The 22,728-nt window shown below is 70.5% G+C and carries 18 protein-coding genes; 9 read left to right on the top strand and 9 right to left on the bottom strand.

What is annotated here, in order from left to right; genetic code table 11:
* Positions 1-38: 38 nt before the first annotated feature.
* On the bottom strand, positions 39-1,895 hold the full coding sequence (ilvD, locus tag B9P64_RS17300; RefSeq protein WP_085317253.1) for a dihydroxy-acid dehydratase: 1,857 nt from the start codon (positions 1,893-1,895) through the stop codon (positions 39-41).
* Between the two features lie 227 nt (positions 1,896-2,122).
* Between ilvD and B9P64_RS17295 the strand changes: the two genes are divergently transcribed.
* Positions 2,123-2,485, top strand: coding sequence for a hypothetical protein (locus tag B9P64_RS17295; protein WP_085317252.1), 363 nt, complete (start codon positions 2,123-2,125; stop codon positions 2,483-2,485).
* A 13-nt stretch (positions 2,486-2,498) separates the two neighbouring features.
* Here B9P64_RS17295 and B9P64_RS28175 read toward each other — a convergent pair whose 3' ends face one another.
* Entirely contained in the window at positions 2,499-3,728 is a 1,230-nt protein-coding gene (locus B9P64_RS28175; RefSeq protein ID WP_235840026.1) for a 2Fe-2S iron-sulfur cluster-binding protein, read from the bottom strand.
* 173 nt (positions 3,729-3,901) lie between these two features.
* Positions 3,902-4,201 carry a hypothetical protein gene (locus B9P64_RS28170; RefSeq protein ID WP_139826360.1) on the bottom strand — a complete coding sequence of 100 codons (300 nt, stop codon included), beginning with the start codon at positions 4,199-4,201 and terminating at the stop codon, positions 3,902-3,904.
* An 86-nt stretch (positions 4,202-4,287) separates the two neighbouring features.
* Here B9P64_RS28170 and gntR point away from each other — a divergent pair, with 86 nt between their 5' ends.
* The 4 genes from gntR to B9P64_RS27055 all read left to right on the top strand — a co-directional run bounded on the left by gntR (position 4,288) and on the right by B9P64_RS27055 (position 8,002).
* Positions 4,288-5,307, top strand: coding sequence for an HTH-type transcriptional regulator GntR (gntR, locus tag B9P64_RS28165; RefSeq protein WP_085317250.1), 1,020 nt, complete (start codon positions 4,288-4,290; stop codon positions 5,305-5,307).
* Positions 5,308-5,417: 110 nt separating this feature from the next.
* Positions 5,418-5,933, top strand: coding sequence for a gluconokinase (locus tag B9P64_RS17280; RefSeq protein ID WP_085317249.1), 516 nt, complete (start codon positions 5,418-5,420; stop codon positions 5,931-5,933).
* Between the two features lie 66 nt (positions 5,934-5,999).
* Entirely contained in the window at positions 6,000-7,316 is a 1,317-nt protein-coding gene (locus B9P64_RS17275) for an MFS transporter (RefSeq protein ID WP_085317248.1), read from the top strand.
* A 194-nt stretch (positions 7,317-7,510) separates the two neighbouring features.
* Complete coding sequence (locus tag B9P64_RS27055) at positions 7,511-8,002, top strand: AlbA family DNA-binding domain-containing protein (protein ID WP_217808703.1); 492 nt, start codon at positions 7,511-7,513, stop codon at positions 8,000-8,002.
* A gap of 158 nt (positions 8,003-8,160) precedes the next feature.
* On the opposite strand, the gene B9P64_RS17265 is transcribed toward B9P64_RS27055, so the two are convergent.
* Complete coding sequence (locus B9P64_RS17265; protein WP_085317247.1) at positions 8,161-9,423, bottom strand: Hsp70 family protein; 1,263 nt, start codon at positions 9,421-9,423, stop codon at positions 8,161-8,163.
* A gap of 188 nt (positions 9,424-9,611) precedes the next feature.
* Between B9P64_RS17265 and B9P64_RS17260 the strand changes: the two genes are divergently transcribed.
* Both B9P64_RS17260 and B9P64_RS17255 read left to right on the top strand, forming a co-directional pair.
* Positions 9,612-10,610, top strand: a complete 999-nt coding sequence (locus B9P64_RS17260; protein ID WP_085317246.1) for a bacteriohemerythrin — start codon at positions 9,612-9,614, stop codon at positions 10,608-10,610.
* A gap of 112 nt (positions 10,611-10,722) precedes the next feature.
* The gene (locus B9P64_RS17255; RefSeq protein ID WP_085317245.1) at positions 10,723-11,757 is read left to right on the top strand and encodes an AI-2E family transporter; all 1,035 of its coding nucleotides are present in this window, start codon (positions 10,723-10,725) and stop codon (positions 11,755-11,757) included.
* Between the two features lie 680 nt (positions 11,758-12,437).
* Here the strand turns inward: B9P64_RS17255 and B9P64_RS17250 are convergent.
* The 3 genes from B9P64_RS17250 to B9P64_RS17240 all read right to left on the bottom strand — a co-directional run bounded on the left by B9P64_RS17250 (position 12,438) and on the right by B9P64_RS17240 (position 17,332).
* The gene (locus B9P64_RS17250; protein ID WP_085317244.1) at positions 12,438-14,534 is read right to left on the bottom strand and encodes an NAD(+) synthase; all 2,097 of its coding nucleotides are present in this window, start codon (positions 14,532-14,534) and stop codon (positions 12,438-12,440) included.
* 124 nt (positions 14,535-14,658) lie between these two features.
* On the bottom strand, positions 14,659-16,473 hold the full coding sequence (locus B9P64_RS24560; RefSeq protein WP_139826359.1) for a calcium-binding protein: 1,815 nt from the start codon (positions 16,471-16,473) through the stop codon (positions 14,659-14,661).
* Positions 16,474-16,588: 115 nt separating this feature from the next.
* Positions 16,589-17,332, bottom strand: coding sequence for a calcium-binding protein (locus tag B9P64_RS17240; protein WP_176256864.1), 744 nt, complete (start codon positions 17,330-17,332; stop codon positions 16,589-16,591).
* A 230-nt stretch (positions 17,333-17,562) separates the two neighbouring features.
* Between B9P64_RS17240 and B9P64_RS17235 the strand changes: the two genes are divergently transcribed.
* Entirely contained in the window at positions 17,563-18,021 is a 459-nt protein-coding gene (locus tag B9P64_RS17235; protein ID WP_085317242.1) for a MarR family winged helix-turn-helix transcriptional regulator, read from the top strand.
* A 132-nt stretch (positions 18,022-18,153) separates the two neighbouring features.
* A complete protein-coding gene (locus B9P64_RS17230; protein ID WP_085317241.1) occupies positions 18,154-18,576 on the top strand; it encodes an organic hydroperoxide resistance protein in 423 nt (140 codons plus the stop codon).
* Between the two features lie 12 nt (positions 18,577-18,588).
* Here B9P64_RS17230 and B9P64_RS17225 read toward each other — a convergent pair whose 3' ends face one another.
* Together B9P64_RS17225 and B9P64_RS29905 are read right to left on the bottom strand one after the other, a co-directional pair.
* Positions 18,589-20,553: a calcium-binding protein gene (locus tag B9P64_RS17225; protein ID WP_085317240.1), complete on the bottom strand. Its 1,965-nt coding sequence runs from the start codon at positions 20,551-20,553 to the stop codon at positions 18,589-18,591.
* A 126-nt stretch (positions 20,554-20,679) separates the two neighbouring features.
* On the bottom strand, positions 20,680-22,623 hold the full coding sequence (locus B9P64_RS29905; protein WP_085317239.1) for a calcium-binding protein: 1,944 nt from the start codon (positions 22,621-22,623) through the stop codon (positions 20,680-20,682).
* Between the last annotated feature and the right edge of the window lie 105 nt (positions 22,624-22,728).

Here is a 22,728-nt window from a genome sequence, read left to right as displayed (position 1 = left end):
CCTGAGCGCGGCGCCGACGGACGGCGCCGCGCGCCGGTTCAGCCGCGCTGCTGGATCTGCGTCACGTCGCGCACCGCGCCGGTATCGGCGCTGGTGGTCAGCGCCGCATAGGCTTGCAGCGCCGCGCTCACCTGACGGTCGCGGTACAGCGGCTTGAAGGCGCGGTCGCCGCGCGCCAGCTGCGCCGAGCGGCGCTGCGACAACAGCGACTCGCCGACATTGAGATGGATCGTGCGGTTCGGGATGTCGATGACGATGCTGTCGCCGTTGACCACCAGCGCGATGTCGCCGCCCATCGCCGCCTCGGGCGAGGCATGGCCGATCGACAGCCCGCTGGTGCCGCCCGAGAAGCGCCCGTCGGTCAGCAGCGCGCAGGCCTTGCCCAGGCCCTTCGACTTCAGATAGCTCGTGGGATAGAGCATCTCCTGCATGCCGGGGCCGCCCTTCGGGCCTTCGTAGCGGATCACGACCACGTCGCCGGCCTTGATCTTGTCGGCGAGGATGGCCTCGACCGCCTCGTCCTGGCTCTCGAACACGCGCGCCGTGCCGGTGAACTTGAGGATGCTGTCGTCGACGCCCGCCGTCTTCACGATGCAGCCGTTGCGCGCGATGTTGCCGTAGAGCACCGCCAGCCCGCCGTCCTGGCTGAAGGCATTGGCCTTGTCGCGGATGACGCCCTTGGTGCGGTCGGTGTCGAGCGAGGGATAGCGCCGCTCCTGGCTGAACGCCACCTGGGTCGGCACGCCGCCCGGCGCGGCGCGGAAGAACTGCTTCACGGCCTCGTCGGCGGTGGTGACGATGTCGTACTTGGCAATCGCCTCGCCGAGCGTCTTCGTGTGGATGGTCGGCACGTCACGGTTGATGAGCCCGGCGCGGTCCAGCTCGCCGAGAATGGCCATGATCCCGCCGGCGCGATGCACGTCTTCCATGTGCACGTCGCTCTTGGCCGGCGCCACCTTGCTCAGGCAGGGCACGCGGCGCGAGATGCGGTCGATGTCCTTCATCGTGAAGTCGACGCCGGCCTCGCGCGCGGCGGCCAGCAGATGCAGCACGGTGTTGGTCGAGCCGCCCATCGACACGTCGAGGCTCATGGCGTTTTCAAACGCGGCAAAGCTGGCGATGTTGCGCGGCAGGACCGATTCGTCGTCCTGCTCGTAGTAGCGGCGTGCGATCTCGACGGCGGTGCGGCCGGCCTGCAGGAACAGCTCGCGGCGGTCGGCATGCGTGGCGACGATCGAGCCATTGCCGGGCAGCGACAGGCCCAGCGCCTCGGTCAGGCAGTTCATGGAGTTGGCGGTGAACATGCCCGAGCACGAACCGCAGGTCGGGCAGGCCGAGCGTTCGTATTCGGCCACTTCGGCGTCGCTCACCTTGTCGTCGCCGGCCTTGATCATCGCGTCGATCAGGTCGACCGGGATGATCTTGGCTTCCCACTGCACCTTGCCGGCTTCCATCGGCCCGCCCGAGACGAACACGGCGGGGATGTTGAGCCGCAGCGCGGCCATCAGCATTCCGGGCGTGATCTTGTCGCAGTTGCTGATGCACACGAGCGCGTCGGCGCAGTGGGCGTTGACCATGTACTCGACCGAGTCGGCGATCAGGTCGCGCGAGGGCAGCGAATACAGCATGCCGCTGTGGCCCATGGCGATGCCGTCGTCGACCGCGATGGTGTTGAACTCCTTGGCCACGCCGCCGGCCGCCTCGATCTCGCGCGCGACCAGTTGGCCCAGGTCCTTGAGGTGGACATGGCCCGGCACGAACTGCGTGAAGCTGTTGGCGATGGCGATGATCGGCTTGGTGAAGTCGTCATCCTTCATGCCGGTGGCGCGCCAGAGCGCGCGGGCGCCGGCCATGTTGCGGCCGGCGGTCGAGGTGCGTGAGCGGTATTGGGGCATGGCGTGGATCCCGTGAAGAGCGGTTCGGGCCGGGCGGGTTTGCGCTGGGCGCGGCGGCGGCCCGGTCGCGCGCGAGGGCGCGCGGGGAACCCGAGAGTATCCCGCATGCGGCGGGCGGCGCTGCCCGGCGTGGTGTGCGGGCCTTGCAGCGGCGTAGCGCCCGTCATGCCCCTGCGGCGGCCGGGCCTATTCTTGCGGCCGTCCAGAAATCCACAGGAAGCCGCCCGATGATTACCGCCTCGATGCTGTCGCTGATGCGCGATAGCTGCATGAACGCCCTGATCCTGGTCGAGAACGTCGAGGAGGCCGAGTTCCGCCGCTCGCGCCTCACCCGCGCCGAGGTGCGCCGGCTGTATCGCGTGGTGGCCGAGACCGCGCGCAACCTGGAGCCCGAAGTGCGCGCCGCGCTGCCCAAGATCGACTGGCCGGGCTGGGCGCGACTGCTCGCCGCCCTCGATGCCGGCGACGGCGACGAGCAGACGACCGAGGTGTGGGAAGCGGTGCGGCTGCTCGGGCCGGGCACGCTGACCTGGCTGCGCGTGTATCCCAAGATTCATCCCGAGCTGTTCGAGATGAAGCCGGCGGTGTGAGGCCGGGGGCGCCTCACGCCGCCTTCAACGCCCCGCCCTCGCCGCAGCGCGCGCAGAACACGGTGCCTTCGCGCAGGTGATAGCGCACCGTCTCGCCGGCGGCCACTTCGCCGCCGCAGCCGTCGCAGACCGAGCCCACCTCCATCAGCAGCTCGCCAAAGCCGTCGAGTGGCGCCTCGAATTCGCCGACCTTCTTCGGCCAGGCGGCGGGCTTCACGATTTCGCCGCGGTAGTGGTTCTCGATGGCATGCCAGCGCTGCACCAGCGCCTCGCTCAGCCCGTGCTCGCGCAGCACCGCCAGCATCAGCGCCTCGCGGTGGTCGAACAGCTCGTCGGAAATCACCATCCAGTGATGCGAGTTGCGCGGCCGGTTGCCGAAGTACACGCGCTCGCCGGTGATGAGCTCGTGCAGGAAGGAGTACTGCTTCTCGACCAGCCGCTGTCTGGTGAACTTGTGGAAGAAGGGCGCGAGCAGCGCGTCGGCATAGACGCGGTCGTAGAAGTCTTCGAGCACCGCGCGCACCACGCGGCCGCCGTCGAGCGCGGCCCAGAGCGCAGGGTCGGGCGGCGGCGGCGCGGGCTCGGGATGGCGCGGCGCGGCGCTGGCGGAGTGGGCGGGATGGCCGTGCGGCGGCTGCGGCTGGGCCGGCGCGGCGTCGGCTGCGGCATCGGAGGCGCCAGCGTCGGCGGCGCGGCCATCGCCGCCCGGCAGCGCCTGCAATTGCACCGACTCGCCCTCGGCCAGCACGTCGATGGCCCAGCGGCCGAAGTCGTCGGCGCGGTCGAGCACCAGCTCCAGATAGAAGTCCTGCGCCGGATCGCTGGCGGCGCGGGCGCGGCCGTCGAGGCCGTCGGCATTGCGCAGCCGGATCGGTGTGCCGACCGGGCAGGCGAGGGCGCTCAGCGGCTCGAATTGCAGCTTGCAGCGGCCGTCGGCGAGCGGCGCCTTGGCGGCCAGCAGCGCGTCGATCCAGAAGTGCGCCGGATCGGGCGGCGCGAGCGCGAGGTCGGTTTCGGGCACGCAGACGCAGGGCAGGAAGTAGCCGAGCGCGGCCAGTTCGGGCGCGAGATTGCGCTGGGCGCGCTCGCCGGGCTGGCCGGCGGTGGCGCGTTGCAGGCAGCTGCGGCAGCTTCCGCCACGGCAGGAGAAGGGATGGGCGACGCCCCGGCGCAGCAGGGCGTCGAGCACGGTTTCGCCGGGCAGGGTCTCGATGACGGCAGTGGCGGTGCGGAGCAGCGGCATGGCGGCGGCGCGGAGGTGCGCTCGTTGTGGATGTGACGCCAGTCTGCGCAGCCGGGCCCGCGTCCGCAGCCTGTTAGCGCAAACACCGGGCGCGGAGTTTGTGCGGCATTTCGCGCTTGGGCGGATCGTCGCCGGTGGGCGCGACGCGTGCGCCGCCAACCCGGCGCGCCGGCTCAGCCGCCGCGCGCCGTCATCGCCGCCTCGCATTCGGCGATGGCTTCGGCGAGCAGCGCCGCGCCTTCGGCATCGGTGGCGATGCCGCGCGCGCTGGCGCGGTCGCGCATGTTGACCAGCGCGAGCTGCCAGGTGTGGTCGAGCGCCGAGGCTTCGGGCTTGCCGCTGGCGCCGCTGTCGTGGACATGGGCGCGGTAGAGCGGCCCGCGCTTGCCGATGGTCAGGCGCACCCAGCGCTCGGCGGCGGTGTCGGCGGGGCGCAGCGAGCTGGCGAGAGTGGTGTAGTCGGTCGAGGCCATGGCGTGCGGTGGAGGAGGAAGGTCGGCGCATCCTAGCCGGCCACCCCGCTGGCAGAATCGCGCCGCCCTTTGCCACCCCGCCGCCCATGCCCCGCAAACCGCGCCCGCGTCCCGCCACCCACGTCACCCTCGCCGAGGTGGCGCAAGCCACCGGCGTCAGCGCCATCACCGTCTCGCGCGCGCTCAACACGCCGGCGCTGGTCGCCGAGGCGCTGCGCGAACGCATCCTGCAAGCGGTGGAGCAGATGGGTTACGTGCCCAACCGGCAGGCGCGGCTGCTGGCGGCGGCGCGCTCGCAGACGGTGCTGGTGCTCATCCCGTCGCTGACCAACACCGTGTTCATCGATGTGCTGGCCGGCATCGACGCGGTGCTCGGCCCGGCCGGCTACCAGATCCTCATCGCCAACACCCATTACTCGGCCGACGAGGAATTGCGCCTGCTGCGCAGCCATCTCGAATTCAAGCCCGACGGCATTCTGGTGAGCGGCCTCGCGCAATCGCCCGACTGCCGCGCCTGGCTCGACCGCCACGGCCTGCCGACGGTCCACCTGATGGACCTGGCCGACGACGGCCGGCATTGCGTCGGCTTCTCGCAGCTGGCCGCCGGCCGCGCGCTGGCCGATCACCTGGTCGCCAGCGGCCGCCGGCGCATCGCCTTCATGGCCGCCCAGCTCGACGAACGCACGCTCAAGCGCGCCGACGGCTGGCTCGCCGCACTCACCGCCGCCGGCCTCGACGTCGCCGGCCTGCGCTTCGACGATCCCGCGCCGTCGAGCATGGCGCTCGGCGCCGCGATGCTCGACCGCATCCTCGACGCCCGGCCCGACTGCGACGCCGTGTTCTGCTGCAACGACGACCTCGCCATCGGCGCGCTGGCCCGCGCGCGCCAGCGCGGCATCGACGTGCCCGGCCGGCTCGCGATTGCCGGCTTCAACGATCTGCAACCGGCAGCCTGGACCGCGCCCGCGCTCACCACTGTCGCCACGCCGCGCGAACGCGTCGGGCTGGAGGCGGCGCGGATGCTGCTCGACCTCATCGCCGGCCAGCCGCCGGCCGCGCCCTGCGTCGATCTGGGCTTTGAGCTCAAGCTGCGCGACAGCGCCTGAATTCGGGAAATCCCGGTCATTGCAAACCGTTTGATAACGCTAACATCTGCTCCCACAAGCGCAGCTTCGGTGCTGCGCTTTTTTTGCGGCTTTGGATTGTTAACGTAAACATGAACTCACCCAACCTGGTCGTGATGGGCGTCGCCGGCTGCGGCAAGAGCAGCGTGGGCGCGGCGCTCGCCACCGCGCTCGGCGCCACCTGGCTCGAAGGCGACAGCTTTCATCCGCCCGAGAACGTGGCCCGCATGCGCGCCGGCATCGCGCTCACCGATGCCGACCGCGCCGGCTGGCTCGCCGCGCTGGCCGACCGCCTGGCCGCCGGCCGCGCGCGCGGCGAGCGCATGGTGCTCGGCTGCTCGGCGCTCAAGCGTGCCTACCGCGACCGCCTGCGCCAGGGCGACGCCGACCTCGTGTTCGTCCATCTCGCCGGCACGCGCACCCTCATCGCCGAGCGGATGCTGCTGCGCGAAGGTCACTACATGCCGCTCAGCCTGCTCGACAGCCAGTTCGCCGCGCTGGAGCCGCCCGATACCGACGAAGCCCACATCACCGCCGATGTGCGCCACGGCCCCGACCAGCTGCGCGACGAGGTGCTCGGCTGGCTCGCCGCGCGCGCCGCCGCCTGACGCCGCACCTCATTCCAGCTCACATACCGACCGTACCGAACGCGGCACCGCCCGAGGAGACCTCGCATGAACACCACCACCCTCACCGGCGCGAGCGCGCCTGCCCGCCCGGCTGGCGGACGTCGCTGGCGCATCGGCGGCCTGCTCGGCATCGGCGTGCTCGTGAACTATTTCGACCGCATCAACCTGTCGGTCGCCGCGCCGCAGATCCAGCAGGAATTCGGCCTCGACGCGTCCGACCTCGGCCTGCTGTTCAGCGGCTTCTTCTGGACCTATGCGCTGCTGCAAATCCCGACCGGCGTCGTGCTCGACCGCTTCGGCGTCACGCGCATCGGCCGCATCGGCGCCTTCCTGTGGGGCGTGGCCTCCACGCTCACGGCGCTGGCCGGCGGGCTCGGCGGCATCCTCGCCGCGCGCGCCATCCTCGGCGTGGCCGAGGCGCCCGGCTTTCCGGTCAGCTCCAAAGCCACCGGCTACTGGTTTCCGCGCCGCGAACGTGCCATGGCCACTGCGCTGTTCGATGCCGCCGCCAAGTTCTCCAATGTGATCGGCGTGCCGCTGATTGCCTTGGCGGTCGTGCATCTGGGCTGGCGCTGGGGCTTCGGCATTACCGCCGTGCTCAGCTTTGCCTATTTCGTCGCGTTCTATCTCATTTACCGCGACCCGAGCGCCGACCCGAAACTCACGCGAGAAGAACGCGATTACATCGTGAATGGTGGCGCCACGCCCGAAGGCGTTTCGGCCGAAAGCGCGGTCGGAATGCTCGGCTATCTGCTCAGGCAGAAAAAGGTCTGGGGTTTGACCATCGGCTTTGCCGCCTATGGCTATACCTTTTATCTGTTTCTCACCTGGCTGCCCGGCTATCTGGTGCAGACCATGCACATGAGCATTCTCAAATCGGCCGGCTATGCCGCGATTCCGTGGATGTGCGCGACGGTGGCCGATCTGATTGTCGGCGGCTGGCTCATCGACCATCTGATTGCGCGCGGCCATGACGAAACCCGGGTGCGAAAAGGCGTGCTGCTCGGTGGAATGGCCTGTGGCCTTGCGGTATTCGGCGCCACGACCACCACCGATCCGACGATTGCCATCGTGTGGATTTCAATTGCGCTGTCGGGATTGGCGGCCGCCGCGCCGGTCGGCTGGTCATTGCCGTCATTGATTGCGCCGAAAGGCGGCACCGGCACGGTCGGCGGCATCATGAATTTCGCCAACAATCTGATGGGTGGCGTGGCGCCCATCGTCACCGGCTATATCGTCGGCTCGACCAATTCATTCGCGAATGCGTTTCTGGTGGCGGGAATCGTGCTGCTGATCGGGATGGCGGCATTCACGTTCCTGCTCGGGCGGATCGAGGCAGTGCCGGAGCCGGTGCGGGAGTGATTGCGGGCCGGGCAAATCGGGCCTGCGCGGCGGCAACGCGGATCGGTGGCTGCAAGCGCGGCCACTGGCGCGCGGCGTGGTAAAGGGTGATACGGCAACATCAGCAACTCCCCGGTCAACCCTCTTCCGTCCTTCGAACTCATGTCCGGCCAGCTCGACATTCCCTGCATTCCCCTGCCCGACGAGGCCGCCGCGTGAGCCTCGAAGGCCAGCTTCCAGATCGCAAGTCGCTCCGCGCTGTCACCGGAAAGACGGCCGACTGGTCCGAGTTGGCCAAGGACTGCGTGGCCTTCGCCAACGCGCTTGGCGGCCGGTTGCTCATCGGCATCGGGGACGGCGAAGAACTGCCGCCGCAGGGGCAGCGCATTCCGCCGGAGTTGCCCGACGCATTGCGGCGGCGTCTGGGCGAATTGACGGTCAACGTCGCGGTGCAGCCCGAGCTGCTGCGCACGCTCGACTTTCCGGCAGTGACGACGCTCAAGCGCATCGAGGATCACCGTCTGCGCGCGCTGGTGCTGGAAGACCTGGGGCGCTATCCGGGCTCGCCCATCGGCGACGTTCACCGGCGCATCGGCGAGGAAATTCCGCGTCGGCGACTGCGTTCTGTACTCAGCGAGCTGATGGCTGCCGGTGCGGTGCGCATCGCTGGCCGGCTCAGGAGCGCGCGCTACTTTCTGGCCGGCTGATACCGGTGTCAAAGCAGCCGGTTTTTTGACGCGACGGCGTCAAATCAGGCGTCGCCTGTCAATTCGAATTGAACGGTACGCGGGCAAGCGATTGATATGAAAGAAGAAGTTTTTTGACGTGACTGACCTTGAAGCGTCGTCGATGTCAAAAACCCCGGTCAAAACACCCGCCCCGCATAAATCCCCAAGCCCACCGCCACGCTCGCAAACCGGTCGCCGGTCACCGCCTTGGCCGCCGGAAACCCGGCGCAAATCCCATCCACCAGCAGCCGCAATCCGGTCGAGCCACCGGTGAAATAGAGCGCATCCACATCCTCCGGTCGCAGCCCGGCCATGCGCACGGTTTCGGTCGCCGCCGCGACGATCCGCGCAATCTCGCCTTCGACCGCCTGCACCAGCTGGCTTTCGTCGAAGGCCACGCTCAATTCGCGCTCGATCAGCGACAGGTCGATCTGGGTTGCGCCGCCGGCAGCGACCGCGATCTTGGCGTCTTCGGCGATGCCGAGCAGGGCGTGGCCGAGCTGGTCTTCGAGCACGCGCATCAGGCGGGCGTGCTGGGCGCGGTCGGCGTACAGATGCTTGGTGCCGGCAAAGTCGGCCAGCCGGCGCGGGCTGTAGAGCGTGTTGATGAGGTGCCAGGTGGCCAGATCGAAATACACGCTGCTCGGCACCGGCTTGCCGTCGGGGCCGTTGCTGCCGTGGCCGAGCGGCCGCAGCACGCTGGCCAGCGCCACGCGGCGGTCGAAATCGGTGCCGGCCACATGCACGCCGTGATGGCCGAGCAGGTCGTCCGAGCGGTCGAGCCGACTGGCACGCCCCGGCCCCACGCGCACCAGCGAGAAGTCGGACGTGCCGCCGCCGATGTCGACCACCAGCACCACTTCCTCATGACTGAGCCGCGATTCATGGTCGAAGGCGGCGGCGATCGGCTCGAACTGGAACGCGATGTCGCGAAAGCCCACGCTGCGCGCCGCGCCCTCCAGCGCGTCCTGCGCGGCGCGGTCGCGCACCGGATCGTCGTCGACGAAGAAGGCCGGCCGGCCGAGCACTGCGCTGCGGATTTCATGGCCGGCGGCGCTCTCGGCGCGGGCCTTCAGATGGCGCAGGAAGGTGGCGATGATGTCCACGTAAGGCAGGCCGCGCCCCCCGCCGATGTCGGTCGTGCGGTCGATCAGGTCCGAGCCGAGGATGCTTTTCATCGAGCGCATGAGCCGGCCGTCGATGCCGTCGATGTAGGCGGCGACCGCCGCGCGGCCGTATTCGATGCGCTGGTTGTCGGCATCGAAGAAGACGGCGGTCGGCAGCGTGACCGCGCCGTTCTCCAGCGGCACCAGCCGGCCGGGCTGCGCCGACCCCGGATTGGCCGCAGGCAGCGCCACCGCCGAGTTGGAGGTACCGAAGTCGATTGCGCAGTAGCTCATGGGCCAGTCGTCAGGAGGAGGGGAGGGCGCGCAAGACTAGCAGCGCGCCCGCAGAAGTCGGCACTCGCGCCTGTCATCAAATTCCGTGAAATCCGTCACTTGACTGACTTTCTCGGATTGCGCGGTATCAAGCGCCATATGGCGGCAAGCCGGGATGCTCGGCCGCATTCGATTCCGCGAGGCTTTTCATGGACAGCATCAACGCCCTTGTGCACTGGAGCGACGAGTTCAGCGTCGGCATTCCGGAGGTGGACGAGCAGCATCGCGGCCTGTTCGAGCTGGTGAACCGGGTCTACGAGGCGGCCCTGCATCACGCCAGCTCGGCCGAGGTGCGCGAGATCGTCGATGCGCTGGAGCACTACACGGTGCTGCACTTTGCCGACGAGGAGCGCTACATGCTGCATGCGCGCTATCCCGATTTCCCGTCGCACAAGACCAAGCACGACGACTTCGTGGCGCGGGTGCGCATCGAGAAGCAGCGGCTCCAGGCCGGCTTTCCGCTCGAACTCGACATCGTCAATTTCCTGAGCGACTGGCTGGTCAGCCACATCCAGCGCGCCGACCGCGACTTCGGCGAGTACGAGCGCCATCTGCACGAGGATGTGCGCGGCAGCCGGGCCGGCTTCTTCGCGCGCTTCTTCGGCGGCACGGCGACCCAGACCCAGCCGGCAGCGCCGTCCAAGGGCTTTGGCGGCTGGCTCAAGCGGGTGTTCTCGGCCGAGCCGGCGCCGGTGCCGGCGCCCGCGCCGCAGACCCGCGCCGGCGCGTCGACGGCGGCGGCCGGGCCGGTCACGCGACCCGGCGGCGCCCATGCCCAGCCGCAGGACGGCGCGATGGACCTGACCCGCGCGGTCGAGCTGCTGATGCGCTGGAAGGCGCAGTTCCGCTCCGCCATCGAGGAAGGCCGCGACGGCGAGCTCGACCCGGCGGTGGTCGGCCGCAGCGACATGTCGGCGCTCGGCATCTGGCTGGCCAACGACGGTCGCCAGCGCTTCGTGACCCATCCGGCCTACGAGGATGTGCTGATGTGGAATGCCGAACTGCATCGGCAGGCCACCGAGCTGGTGCTGATGCTGCGCGCCGGCCAGCGCGACAAGGTGCTGGAGCACGGCCTCGACGGCGGGCCGTATGCGCTCGCCGGCATCAAGCTGAGGCGCGATCTCACGCGGCTGTTCACGCCGCACTGAGCGCCGCGCCGGCGACAGCTTCGGCAACATCCGTCACCTCGCCCTGGGCAGACTTGTCCGCCCGCGGCACTACCATGGCGGCCCTGCCTTCGAGGCGCTTTCGGTCGCATTCATGATTCCTGTCGAGCAAGCCGCAGTGTCGCCGGACGGCAAGGTCGGTTTCACGCGCTGCGAGGCCATCGGCTTCGGGCTTTCGCTGGCCGGACTGGCCTTCGTGCTGCATTTCCATCTGCTGGCGGCGCTGTTTGCCGGCTGTCTGGTGCATGAGCTGGTGCATCTGCTGGCGCGCCACGGACCGCAGCAGCGACGCGGCCGGCGCAAGGTGATCGTGATCGGCGGCATGACCACGGTGGTGGTCGGCGCGCTGGTGGCGGCCGGGCTCGGGCTGATCGCGTTTGCGCGCGGGCCGGCGATGGCCGACGTGATCTCGCGCAGCGCCGAGGTGCTCGATCAGGTACGCGACGCGCTGCCCGAGCAATGGGCCGGCTATCTGCCCGACGGCCTCGACGAGCTGCGCGAGCGCGGCGCCGAGCTGCTGCGCAGCCATGCCGCCGAGCTGCAACTGGCCGGCCGCAGCGCCGGGATGCTGGTGGTGCATCTGCTGATCGGGATGATCGTCGGCGCGATGGTGTCGCTGCGCGAAGCCTCGGGCGACTTTCGCGGCGGGCCGCTGGCCAGCGCGCTCCAGCACAGCCTGCGCGCCTTCGGCAGCGCCTTCCGCAACGTGATCTTTGCGCAGATCCGCATCTCGGCCATCAACACCACGCTGACCTCGATCTATCTGGTGGCGATCCTGCCGCTGTTCGGCGTGCAGCTGCCGCTGCTCAAGACGCTGATCGTCTTCACCTTCGTGATCGGGCTGATCCCGGTGGCGGGCAATCTCATCAGCAACACGGCCATCGTGCTGGTGGCGCTGACGCACCACCCGGTGACGGCGGCGGCGTCGCTCGGCTATCTGATCTTCATCCACAAGCTGGAGTACTTCCTGAACGCGCGGATCATCGGCGGGCGGGTGCATGCGCATGCCTGGGAGCTGCTGGCGGCGATGCTGGCGTTCGAGGCGGTGTGGGGGATTGGCGGGCTGGTGGCGGCGCCGGTCGTGTATGCGTTTGTGAAGTCGGAGCTGGTGCGGGTCAGGCTCGTTTAGTCGAGGTTGCTGCGGCTTGGCGGGTGGCGGGCGGGGCGCTCAAACGCGAGCGGCCGCCGCTGGACGCGGCGGCTGCCCTTCGCTCCGGCAGCAGGCGCCGGCCGGTCCGCCAACTCAGCCCCTTCGGGGCTTCAGACATGCGGACCTGAACGCCTGCGGCGTTCACCGGCGCCTGCCACCTGCGCTCGGCGCTCACGAATGAGCGCCCCGCCCGCCACCCGCCCAGCCGCTTTTCGGTTCCGAGCGGGCTGGCCGCTGCGCGGCTGAGGGTGCGAAGAGTTGGCGGCTCGCTGGCGCGTCGCTCGGGGTTGTGGGGGCTTGGGTGAGGTGGTGCTGTCAGGCTGGTTGCCGAGCCGAGCCGAGCCGAGCCGAGCCGAGCCGAGCAAGCGAAGCACTTGAAGCAGCAGGCGTCCGCCCGCGGACGCCCACCGCCCTCTGAACCGAAAAGGCGTTGCGCGGGGTTGGGCCGCCGGGCGCCGTCGTGAGCGCCGAGCGCAGGCGCCAGCCGCCGGCGAACGCCGCAGGCGTTCAGGTCCGCATGTTTGAGCGCCCCACAAGGGGCGCGAGTTGGCGGACCGGCCGGCGTCTGGCGCCGGAGCGAAGGGCAGCCGCCGCGTTCAGCGGCGGCCGCTCGCGTCGGCGCCCGGCGGCCCAACCCCGCGCAACGCCAGCAACGTCAATCAAAGCTCCCGCAGCGCCGCCTCAAGCTCCGCAAGCCAGGCCGCAGCCGACGCATCGCTAGGCATCCGCCAGTCGCCGCGCGGCGACAGCGCCCCGCCCGCGCTCACCTTCGGCCCGTTCGGCATCGCAGTCCGCTTGAACTGGTTGGCAAAGAACCGCCCGATGAACAACCGCAGCCAGCCGCCGATCTCCTCCAGCGAATAGGCATTGCGCTTGTCCTCCGGAAAGCCCGGCGGCCAGGCCCCGCGCGTCCTGTCGCTCCATGCGTGATGCGCCATGAACGCGATCTTCGACGGCCGAAAGCCGAAGCGCGCGAAGAAGTACAGGTTGAAGTCCTGCAACTCGTAGGGCCCGATCTTGGCTTCGGTGCTTTGCGGCGCGTCGCCTTCGCCGGCCGGGATCAGCTCGGGCGAGATCACGCTGCCGGCCACGTCGGCCAGCGTGGCGCAGGTGGCTGCGTCGAACTGGCCGTCGTCGATCACCCAGCGGATCAGGTGCTGGATCAGCGTCTTGGGCACGCCGGCGTTCACGTTGTAGTGCGCCATCTGGTCGCCCACGCCGTAGGTGCACCAGCCGAGCGCCAGCTCCGACAAGTCGCCGGTGCCGATGACGATGCCGCCGAGCTGGCCGGCGAGCCGGAACAGGTAGTCGGTGCGCAGGCCGGCCTGCACATTCTCGAAGCTGAGGTCGTAGTGCGCCGCGCCGGCGGCGTAGGGATGGCCGATGTCCTCCAGCATGCGCAGCGCGGCCGGGCGGATGTCGATCTCGGCATGCGTGGTGCCGAGGCCCTTCATCAGCGCCCAGGCATAGCCCTTGGACGCGGCGCCGGTGGCGAAGCCGGGCAGGGTGTAGGCGTGGATGTTGGCGCGCGGCAGGCCGAGCAGGTCCAGCGCGCGCGCGGTGACGATCAGCGCATGGGTCGAGTCAAGTCCGCCCGAGACGCCGATCACCACCTTCTTCAAGCCGGTTGCGCGCAGTCGCTGCACCAGGCCCGCGACCTGGATGTTGTAGGCCTCGTAGCAGTCGGTGGCGAGCCGTGCCGGATCGGCCGGCACGAAGGGAAAGCGCTCGATGTGGCGGCGCAGGCCGAGGTCGTCGGCCGGCGGCGCAAGGGTGAAGGCGATGCGGCGCCAGCCGGCGGCGGCGCTGCCCGCCGGCCCGGCAACGCCGCCCGGCTGCGTCGCGGCGCCGAGGCCCGCCGCGCCCAGCGTCCGCGCGTTGTCGTCGAAGCTGCCCATGCGCGCGCGCTCCTGGCGCAGCAGGTCGAGGTCGATGTCGGCGGTCGCGATCTGGTCGCCGGTCGGGAAGCGCGTGCTCTCGGCCAGCACCTCGCCGTTCTCGTAGATGCTCACCTGACCGTCCCAGGCCAGGTCGGTCGTCGATTCACCGAGGCCGGCCGCCGAGTACAGATAGGCCGCTGCGCAGCGCAGCGAATGCGACTTGCACAGCAGCCGGCGCGTGTCGCTCTTGCCGATGGTGATGTTGCTGGCCGACAGATTGGCCAGCACGGTGGCGCCGGCCAGCGCGGCCAGCGCGCTCGGCGGCACCGGCACCCACACGTCCTCGCAGATTTCGGCGTGCACCACAAAGCCGGGCAGGTCGGCGGCGGCAAACATCAGGTCGGTGCCGAAGGGCACGCTGCGTGCGCCGACCGCAATCGTCTGCCCCGCCACGCCGGCGCCCGACGCGAAATGCCGCTTCTCGTAGAACTCGCGGTAGTTGGGCAGATAGGTCTTCGGCACCACGCCGAGCAGCTGGCCGCGCTGGATGGCGACCGCGCAGTTGTACAGCCGGTGGCCGTGGCGCAGCGGCGCGCCGACCAGCAGCAGCGGGCGCCAGTGCGCCGAGGCGGCGACCAGCGTGTCGATGGCGGCCTCGACCGCGTCGAGCAGCACGTCCTGCAACAGCAGGTCGTCGATGGCATAGCCCGACAGCGCCAGCTCGGGGAAGACGGCCAGCGCCACGCCGTCGCGGTCGCAGGCCTGGGCCAGCCGCGCGACGGCATCGGCATTGGCGGCCGGATCGGCGAGCCGGGCGGGATTGCTGCACGCGGCCACGCGCGCAAAGCCGTGGCGGTAAAGGGAGAAGAAGCTCATGGGCAGGAACCGAAGCGAGCGCGGCCCGTGCCGGCACCCCGCGAACGGGTGCCGGCACGGGCCGCCGGTGGGCGGCGATCGGGCCGATTCTGACCGACGCCGCCGGGCTGCGCCTGCCGCCGCCTCAGGCAAACACGTAATCCCCCAGCGCCGTGGCGGCCGAGCCGTCCACCACCGCGATCAGGCTCAGCTCGTTCGCGTCCACCGTCGCATCGTCGGCGCCCGACTCGAACAGCCAGACCGCGCTGTGCACGCCGTTGTCAACCACGAACACGCGCACATCGCCGGCCGCATAGGCCGAGTCGGCGCTGCCGATGGCGCCGGCCGCGACCGATGCCTTCTCGATGCGGCCGCTGGCGTCGCCCTGCACGATGACCAGCTCGGCATCGACCGAGAAGCCGCCCGGCCCGGCGACCGTCACGCCGCCGTCGATGACCGCATCGCCATTGCCCACGCCGAACACCGTCGCGCCGAGCGTGATGCCGTCGCTGCCGGTCGTGAAGTCGGCGATGCGGTCGGCCGCGCCGGCGTCGTCGAAGACGAAGTCGTCGAGCCCGGTGCCGCCGCTCAGCACATCGCGGCCGGCACCGCCGTCCAGGCTGTCGTCGCCGTTGCCGCCGGCCAGCGTGTCGTTGCCGGCGTCGCCTTCGAGCGCGTCCTGGCCGGCGCCGCCGTTGAGGTTGTCGTTGCCGCCGCCGCCGGCCAGGGCGTTGTCGTCGCCGCTGCCGGTGAGGCTGTCGTTGCCGCGTCCGCCGTCGGCGTTCTCGATCGACAGCAGCACATCGCTGCCGGCCGCGCCGCTGGCAGTGCCGGCGCCCAGGTCGATGCGCACCGTGCCGCGCGCGTCGCCGTAGTCGACCGTGTCGCTGCCGGCGCCGCCGTCGATGCTGTCGTTGCCGGCCCCGCCGAGCAGATCGTCGCTGCCGTCGCCGCCGGCCAGGCTGTCGTTGCCCGCGCCGCCGGCCACGGTGTCGTCGCCGCTGCCGCCGTCGAGGCTGTCGTTGCCGCCGGCGCCGTCGAGGTCGTCGTCGCCGCCTTCGCCGAGCAGCGCATCGCCGCCCTTGCTGCCGTCCACGCTGTCGTCGAAGGCGCTGCCGTCCACGCCCTCGACCGAGATCAGGCTGTCGCTGCCGCCACCGCCGCTGGCATGGCGATGCGCCAGATCGACCGTGACCGCGCCGTCGGCGGCGCGGTAGTCGGCGGTGTCGAAGCCGCTGCCGCCGTCGAGCCGGTCGTCGCCGGCGCCGCCGTCGAGGCTGTCGTCGCCGTTGCCGCCGGCCAGCGTGTCGCTGCCGGCATTGCCGCTCAGGTCGTTGGCGCCGGTGTCGCCGGTGAGCCTGTCGTCGCTGCCGCCGCCTTCCGCGTTCTCGAAGCCGGCGAGCGTGTCGCTGCCCTCGGCGCCCGAGGCCCGGCCGCTGGCCAGGCTGACGCTCACGGCGCCGGTCGCGCCGGCATAGCTGGCGGTATCGATGCCGTCGCCGCCGGTCAGCGAATCGTTGCCGGCGCCGCCGTCGATCACGTCGTCGCCGATGCCGCCGTCGAGGCTGTCGTTGCCGTCGCGGCCGTCGAGGTGGTCGTCGCCGGCCTCGCCGCGCAGATTGTTGTTGCCGGCGCTGCCGCCGATGTCGTCGTCGCTGTCGCCGCCGTCGACATCCTCGATCGAGCGGAAATGCAGGCTGTCGCTCAGGTCGGCATGCACGCCGCCGCTGGCGGTTCGGTAGCTGACCGTGTCGCGGCCGCTGCCGCCCGAGAAGGTGTCGTTGCCGTGGCCGCCCTCGAAGCGGTCGTTGCCGGCGCCGCCGTCGAGGCTGTCGTCGCCTTCGCCGCCGTCGAGCGTGTCGTTGCCGTTGCCGCCGTGCAGCGTGTCGTTGCTGCTGCCGCCGTCGACGCTGTCGTCTTCCGTGTCGACTTCCTGGCGCTGGATGGTGCTGCGGGTCATGTGTTTTTCCTCGTTGGCGCGATCTGGCGCCACCGACGCGGGGCGCTTGAAGGGATCTCGTCAACGGCTACGGCATGCCCCGCCACAAGCTGAGGCCGGCGAGTCGGCCGGGGCATCAGGCAAACACGTAGTCGCCCAGCGCCGTGCTGGCCGAGCCGTGCACATCGGCCAGCAGCGTCAGTTCGCTCGCGTCGACCACCGCATCGGCATTGCCGGCCTCGAACAGCCAGACCGCGCTGTGCACGCCGTCGTCGATGACGAAGACGCGGGTGTCGCCGACCGCATAGGCCGAATCCGCGCTGCCGATGGCGCCGGCCGCGACCGTCGCCTTCTCGATGCGGCCGGCGGCCACGTCGCCTTCCACGATGACCAGTTCGGCATCGACCGTGAAGCCGCCCGGGCCGGCGACCGCCACCGCGTTGTCGATCACCGCATCGCCGTTGCCGATGCCGAGCACGGTGGCGGCCAGGCTGATCTTGTCGCCGCCGCTGGTGAAGTCGGTGATGCGGTCGGCGCCGCTGGCATCGCTGAACACGAAGGTGTCGTCGCCGGCGCCGCCGGTGAGCACATCGCGGCCGCTGCCGCCGGCCAGCCGGTCGTCGCCGGCGCCCGCGTCGAGGCGGTCGTTGCCGCTGCCGCCGGCGATGTCGTCATTGCCGGCACCGGCCGAGATGCGGTCGTTGCCCGAACCGCCGTCGATGCTGTCGTCGCCCGCGCCGGTGTGGATGAGGTCATGGCCGGCGCCGCCGGTCACGCTGTCGTCGCCGACGGTGCCGGCAATGTCGTCGGCGCCCCTGCCGCCGCGAATGTGGTTGATCTCGTGATTCACATCGTCATGACCGCCGCGCTTCAGACCCATGGCTCTCTCCTCGGGGATGGGTGGGGCGCCGCCGTGGGCGCCCGGGTTGGGCGGGCCGCACCATGCCGCGCCGCCGTCCGTGGAGTGCATTTAATGTGATGTTTTCACATTTAACAAGTGGGGCCGATGAAAGGTGGGGCGCGAGCAGTGAATGCCGTTCAACGGCAGGCGATCACACGGCAGGATTGCATCGCTTGCGATGAAATCGCGTCCAACCTCAAACTCGCCGCATGAATCCCGATGCCGCCCAACTCGCCGCCGATGCCCTGCGGCTCGACCGCCAGCTCTGCTTTGCGCTCTATTCCACCAGCCTGGCCATGACCAAGGCCTACCGCCCGCTGCTGGCCGATCTGGGCCTGACCTATCCGCAATATCTGGTGATGCTGCTGCTGTGGGAGCGCGACGGCCTCGGCGTGGGCGAGCTGGGCGAGCGGCTGTTCCTCGACTCGGCCACGCTCACGCCGCTGCTCAAGCGGCTGGAGGGCGCCGGTCTCATCGCGCGCAGCCGCGACCCGGCCGACGAGCGCCGGGTGCTGGTCGGCCTGACCGCCGCCGGCCAGGCGCTGCGCACGCGCGCCGGCGCGGTGCCGGCCGGCGTGCTGGCCGCCTCGGGCTGCGGGATGGATGAACTGCTCAGCCTCAAGACGCAGCTCGAAGCGCTGCGCACGCAGTTGCAGCGCGCCGGCTGAGGCCGGGCTCTTGCCACGAACGGATACAAATCCGGCCGCAGTCACAAATTAAGTTGTGTACGATTAAATCGTTGTCTACTTAAACCGGCAGCGCGGACCGATCCCGCCGCCCCGTTCCCCAAGGAGCCCGTCATGTCCCTCGAAAAAGTCCTCTACACCGCCCAGGCCACTGCCACCGGCGGCCGCGATGGCAAGGCCGTCAGCAGCGACGGCAAGCTGGAAGTGAGCCTCGCGCTGCCCAAGGAAATGGGCGGCAACGGCGCCGGCACCAATCCCGAGCAGCTGTTCGCGGCCGGCTATTCGGCCTGCTTTCTGGGCGCGCTCAAGTTCGTGGCCGCGCGCGACAAGATCGCCGTGCCGGCCGACGTGAGCATCACCGGCAAGGTCGGCATCGGCCCGCTGCCGACCGGCTTCGGCATCCAGGCCGAGCTGGCGATCTCGCTGCCGGGCGTGGACCGCGAAGTGGCGCAGAAGCTGGTCGACGCGGCCCACATCGTCTGCCCGTACTCCAACGCCACGCGCGGCAACATCGACGTGACGCTGACGCTGGTGTGAGGGCGGCCGCGCTCAGATGAACTGGTAGTCGCCGAGCGCGGTGTCGGTCACGCCGGTCAGGAGCGCAAGCAGGTCGAGCTCGTTGGCTTCGACGTTGGCGTCGGCGTCGCGGGCGTGGAACGCCCAGACCGTCGTGTCGCTGCCGTTGTCGATGACGAAGATGCGGCTGTCGCCGACGGCATAGGCGGCGTCGGCGCTGCCGATGGCGCTGGCGACGGCGCCGTTCGAAACGTAAGGCTCGGCGCTGCCGGCAAAGTCGTTGGTGAAGATCACCAGCTCGGCCGCCTTGGAGAAGCCGCCAGTCGTCGTCGCGACGCTCGCGTTGTCGATCGTCGCGTCGGCATTGCCTACGCTGTAGAACCAGCCTGTGCTTTCGATCGCGATGTGATCGACGCTCGACGCGAAATCGGCGATGCGGTCGCTGTAGGCATACGAGGACGCCGGCATCTGGAATCGATCGGCCCCGGCGCCGCCGTAGAGCACGTCGGCACCGGACTCGCCGGCCAGCGTGTCGTTCCCGTCGCCGCCCAGGATCGTGTCGTCGCCGCTGCTGCCCTCGAGCTGGTTGTCGCCGCGGTCGCCGGTCAGCCGGTCGCTTTTTCCGGTGCCGCCCAGGTTCTCGATCGAGCTGAGCGTGAAGCTCGACGTGGCGCCGAACGTGGCCGTGCCGGCGGCGAGCGACGCGGTGACGGCCTCGCCTGACCCATAGCTGAAGATCAGCCAGTCGTTGCCGTCGCCGCCATCGATCCGGTCGTTGCCGTCGCCACCCATGAATGTGTCATTGCCGTTGCCGCCGCTCAGCGTGTCGTTGCCGGTGTCGTATTCGCTGTAGTCCGTGAACCAGTCGTTGCCGTTGCCCCCGGTCAGGCTGTCGTCGCCACCGCCGCCCCTGAGCGTGTCCGCGTTGGCGCCGCCGTCGAGGCTGTCGTTGCCGTCTCCGCCGTCGAGATCGTCGTAGCCGCTGCCGCCGTCGAGGCTGTCGTCGCCGTCGTCGCCGTAGAGGGTGTCCTTGTCGCGGCCGCCGCGCAGGGTGTCGTTGCCGGCGCCGGCGTAGAGCCAGTCGCGACCCGTGCCGCCGTCGAGGCTGTCGTTGCCGGCGCCACCGTCGAGGTCATCGTTGCCGCCGCCGCCGATCAGGCTGTCGTTGCCGCCGCCGCCGATCAGCCAGTTGTAGTCGGCATTGCCGCGCAGCGAGTCGCCGTACTGGCTGCCCAGCACATTGTCGATGTTGCGCAGCCGGTCGTTGCCGTCGCCGCCGGAGCTGGTGCCGGCGGACAGATCGACCTGGACGGCGGCGCCGGCGCCGTCGTAGCGGGCACGCGCAGCGCCGCCGCCGATCAGCAGATCGTCGCCGGCGCCGCCGATCAGGTCCTCGTTGTATAGCCAGGAATTGCTCGACCCGCCGGCCACCAGGGTGTCGTTGCCGGCACCGCCGTCGAGCACGTTGGAGCGGCCGTCGCCGGTGATGCGGTCGTCGAAGGCGGTGCCGATCACGTTCTCGATCGACACGAGCGTGTCGTTGCCGCCGCCGCCGGTGGCATGGCCGCTGACGAGGTTGACGACGACGGCGCTGCCCGCGTCGGCATAGTCGGCGGTGTCGTTGTCCGTGCCGCCGTCGAGCAGGTCGGCGTCGCTGCCGCCGCGCAGCGTGTCGGCGCCGGCTTCTCCATGGAGCTGGTCGCGGCCGGCGCCGCCCACGAGCAGATTGCGTCCCGCGTCGCCGGTCAGCCGGTCGCTAAAGCCGCTGCCGATCAGGTTGTCGATGGCGGTGAGCGTGTCATGTCCTGCGGCGCCGGAGCTGATCCCGTAGCGCAGATTCACCGCCACGGCGCCGGTTGCGCTGCTGTAGTCGGCGGTCTCGTGGCGCGAGGTCGAGCCGATCAGCAGGTCGTCGCCGAGGCCGCCGTCGAGCGTGTCGTTGCCGGAAATCCCGGTGAGGGTGTCATTGCCGCTGCTGCCGGTGATGCGTGTGGCCATTTCGAAGCTCCCGCGTGATGGGCGCGGTCGGTCGCGCCCGGGTTGGTCGTGCCTGCGGGGCGAAATGCTTGCCAGCCTTGCGGCGGCATGCGGCAAGCCGGACCGGTTTGGCCCGGAACTGCGTCATCAGATGAACTGGTAATCCCCCAGCGCCGTGCTGCCGGTATTGAGCAGCAGCGTCACCAGCGCCAACTCGCCGGCCGATACCGCCGCATCGCCATCGGCGGCGTGGAAGGCCCACACCGCCGTCTGCGCGCCGTCGTCCAGCACGAACAGGCGCGCGGCGCCGACCGCATAGGCGCCGCTGGCGCTGCCGATGGCGGTCGCCGCCGCACTGGCGCTGGCAATGCTGCCGGCAAGGTCCGCCGTCACCAGCACCAGCTCGGCGCTGGCGGCAAACCCGCCCGGCCCGGCCACGGCCACCGCGCCGTCCACCGTCGCATCGCCATTGCCCAGACCCCAGGCCGAGGCGTCGAAGACGAGCCTGTCGCTGCCGCTCGCAAAGTCGGCGACGCGGTCGCTGCCGGTCGGGCTGTCGAACACGAACCGGTCGGCGCCGCTGCCGCCGATCAGGCTGTCGTCGCCGGCGCCGCCGCCGAGGGTGTCGTCGCCGTCGCGGCCGTCGAGCGTGTCGTTGCCGGCCGCGCCGTCGAGCCGGTTGGCGGCGCTGCTGCCGAGCAGGCGGTCGTCGAAGCCGCTGCCGGCGGCGTTCTCGATCGAGATCAGCGTGTCGAGCCGGGCGCCGTAGTTGTCGTTGGCGTACTTCAGGCCGAGCACCACCTGCACCGCGCCGGACCGGGCGGCATAGCTCACGCTGTCGCTGCCGGCGCCGCCGTCGAGCATGTCGGGGAAGTCGCCGCCGTCGAGCGTGTCGTCGCCGGCGCCGCCTTCAAGCGTGTCGTAGCCGCCGCCGCCGACCAGGATGTTGGCGCCGGCGTCGCCGGTCAGACGGTCGTTGTAGTCGCCGCCGCGCAGGTTCTCGATCGACACCAGCGTGTCGTTGCCGATCGCATAGCCGCTGGCCAGCCCGGTCGCGAGCGAGGCCACCACATTGAGGAAGCCGTCGTCGAACAGCGCCCAGTCGTTGCCGGTGCCGCCGAGCAGCCGGTCGTCGCCGGCGCCGCCGCGCAGCGAGTCGTCGCCGCGCCCGCCGCCGAGCGTGTCGTTGCCGGCGCCGCCGTCGAGCAGGTTGGCATTGCCGTCGCCGGTGATGCTGTCGGCAAAGGCGCTGCCGAGCGCGTTGTCGAAGCCGATCAGCCGGTCGTTGCCGTCGGCGCCGCTGGCGCTGCCGCTGGCCAGCGCGATGACCACCGCGCCGCCGGCAAACGCATACGAGGCCCAGTCGAGGCCGTCGTGGCACACGAGCAGATCGTCGCCGAGGCCGCCGCTGAGCACATCGCTGCCGGCGCCGCCTTCGAGCGTGTCGGCACCGGCGCCGCCGTGCAGATAGTTGGCGCCGGCGTCGCCGGTGAGCCGGTCGGCGAAGGCGCTGCCGGACACATTCTCGATGGCGCTGAAGCTGTCGTTGCCGGCACCGCCGATGGCGCGGCCGCTGGCCAGGTTCACCACCACCGCTGCCGTCGCATCGCCCAGATCGAGCCAGTCGCCGCCGGTGCCGGGCGGGTTGTAGCCCAGATTCAGCTCGTTGCCGCCGCCGTCCAGGCTGTCGTTGCCCGGCCCGCCGCGCAGCGTGTCGTGGCCGGCACCGCCCAGCAGCGTGTCGTGACCGGCGCCGCCCGCCAGCAGATTGTTGCCGTCGCTGCCGACCAGCCGGTCGGCAAAGGCGCTGCCGACGGCGTTCTCGATGTCGATCAGCGTGTCGTGCCCGTCGGCGCCCGAGCTGCGGCCGGCCAGCAGATTGATGACCACCGCGCCGGGCGCGGCGCTGGAATCGACCGTGTCGCCACCGAACTTGCCGCCGTAGATCCAGTCGTCGCCCGGGCCGCCGACGATCCAGTCGGCGCCGTAGCGGCCGCTGATGCGGTCGTTGCCGGCGCCGCCGTCGATGCTGTCGTCGCCGTCGCTGCCGTTGAGTGTGTCGTTGCCGCTGCTGCCGACGATGCGTGCCATGGGCCGTCTCCGTGAAGGGGCGCGGGCGCGCCCGCGCTGGCCGGAGTCATGCCACCGCCGCCGGTCGCACGCAGGACTGCGCGACGACCGGCGGCGCGGCCGGCG

The sequence above is a fragment of the Derxia lacustris genome (assembly GCF_002105195.1).
GTDB classification, from domain to species: Bacteria; Pseudomonadota; Gammaproteobacteria; order Burkholderiales; family Burkholderiaceae_E; genus Derxia; species Derxia lacustris.
Note: the sequence above shows the minus strand (reverse complement) of the source record. Positions and strands in the feature narration are given on the sequence as shown.

What these genes read in the sequence shown, in the direction of transcription:
- ilvD (WP_085317253.1), bottom strand. Translation starts at nt 1,895, where the DNA reads ATGCCCCAATACCGCTCACGCACCTCGACCGCCGGCCGCAACATGGCC.
- B9P64_RS17295 (WP_085317252.1), top strand. Translation starts at nt 2,123, where the DNA reads ATGATTACCGCCTCGATGCTGTCGCTGATGCGCGATAGCTGCATGAAC.
- B9P64_RS28175 (WP_235840026.1), bottom strand. Translation starts at nt 3,728, where the DNA reads ATGCCGCTGCTCCGCACCGCCACTGCCGTCATCGAGACCCTGCCCGGC.
- B9P64_RS28170 (WP_139826360.1), bottom strand. Translation starts at nt 4,201, where the DNA reads ATGGCCTCGACCGACTACACCACTCTCGCCAGCTCGCTGCGCCCCGCC.
- gntR (WP_085317250.1), top strand. Translation starts at nt 4,288, where the DNA reads ATGCCCCGCAAACCGCGCCCGCGTCCCGCCACCCACGTCACCCTCGCC.
- B9P64_RS17280 (WP_085317249.1), top strand. Translation starts at nt 5,418, where the DNA reads ATGAACTCACCCAACCTGGTCGTGATGGGCGTCGCCGGCTGCGGCAAG.
- B9P64_RS17275 (WP_085317248.1), top strand. Translation starts at nt 6,000, where the DNA reads ATGAACACCACCACCCTCACCGGCGCGAGCGCGCCTGCCCGCCCGGCT.
- B9P64_RS17265 (WP_085317247.1), bottom strand. Translation starts at nt 9,423, where the DNA reads ATGAGCTACTGCGCAATCGACTTCGGTACCTCCAACTCGGCGGTGGCG.
- B9P64_RS17260 (WP_085317246.1), top strand. Translation starts at nt 9,612, where the DNA reads ATGGACAGCATCAACGCCCTTGTGCACTGGAGCGACGAGTTCAGCGTC.
- B9P64_RS17255 (WP_085317245.1), top strand. Translation starts at nt 10,723, where the DNA reads ATGATTCCTGTCGAGCAAGCCGCAGTGTCGCCGGACGGCAAGGTCGGT.
- B9P64_RS17250 (WP_085317244.1), bottom strand. Translation starts at nt 14,534, where the DNA reads ATGAGCTTCTTCTCCCTTTACCGCCACGGCTTTGCGCGCGTGGCCGCG.
- B9P64_RS24560 (WP_139826359.1), bottom strand. Translation starts at nt 16,473, where the DNA reads ATGACCCGCAGCACCATCCAGCGCCAGGAAGTCGACACGGAAGACGAC.
- B9P64_RS17240 (WP_176256864.1), bottom strand. Translation starts at nt 17,332, where the DNA reads ATGGGTCTGAAGCGCGGCGGTCATGACGATGTGAATCACGAGATCAAC.
- B9P64_RS17235 (WP_085317242.1), top strand. Translation starts at nt 17,563, where the DNA reads ATGAATCCCGATGCCGCCCAACTCGCCGCCGATGCCCTGCGGCTCGAC.
- B9P64_RS17230 (WP_085317241.1), top strand. Translation starts at nt 18,154, where the DNA reads ATGTCCCTCGAAAAAGTCCTCTACACCGCCCAGGCCACTGCCACCGGC.
- B9P64_RS17225 (WP_085317240.1), bottom strand. Translation starts at nt 20,553, where the DNA reads ATGGCCACACGCATCACCGGCAGCAGCGGCAATGACACCCTCACCGGG.
- B9P64_RS29905 (WP_085317239.1), bottom strand. Translation starts at nt 22,623, where the DNA reads ATGGCACGCATCGTCGGCAGCAGCGGCAACGACACACTCAACGGCAGC.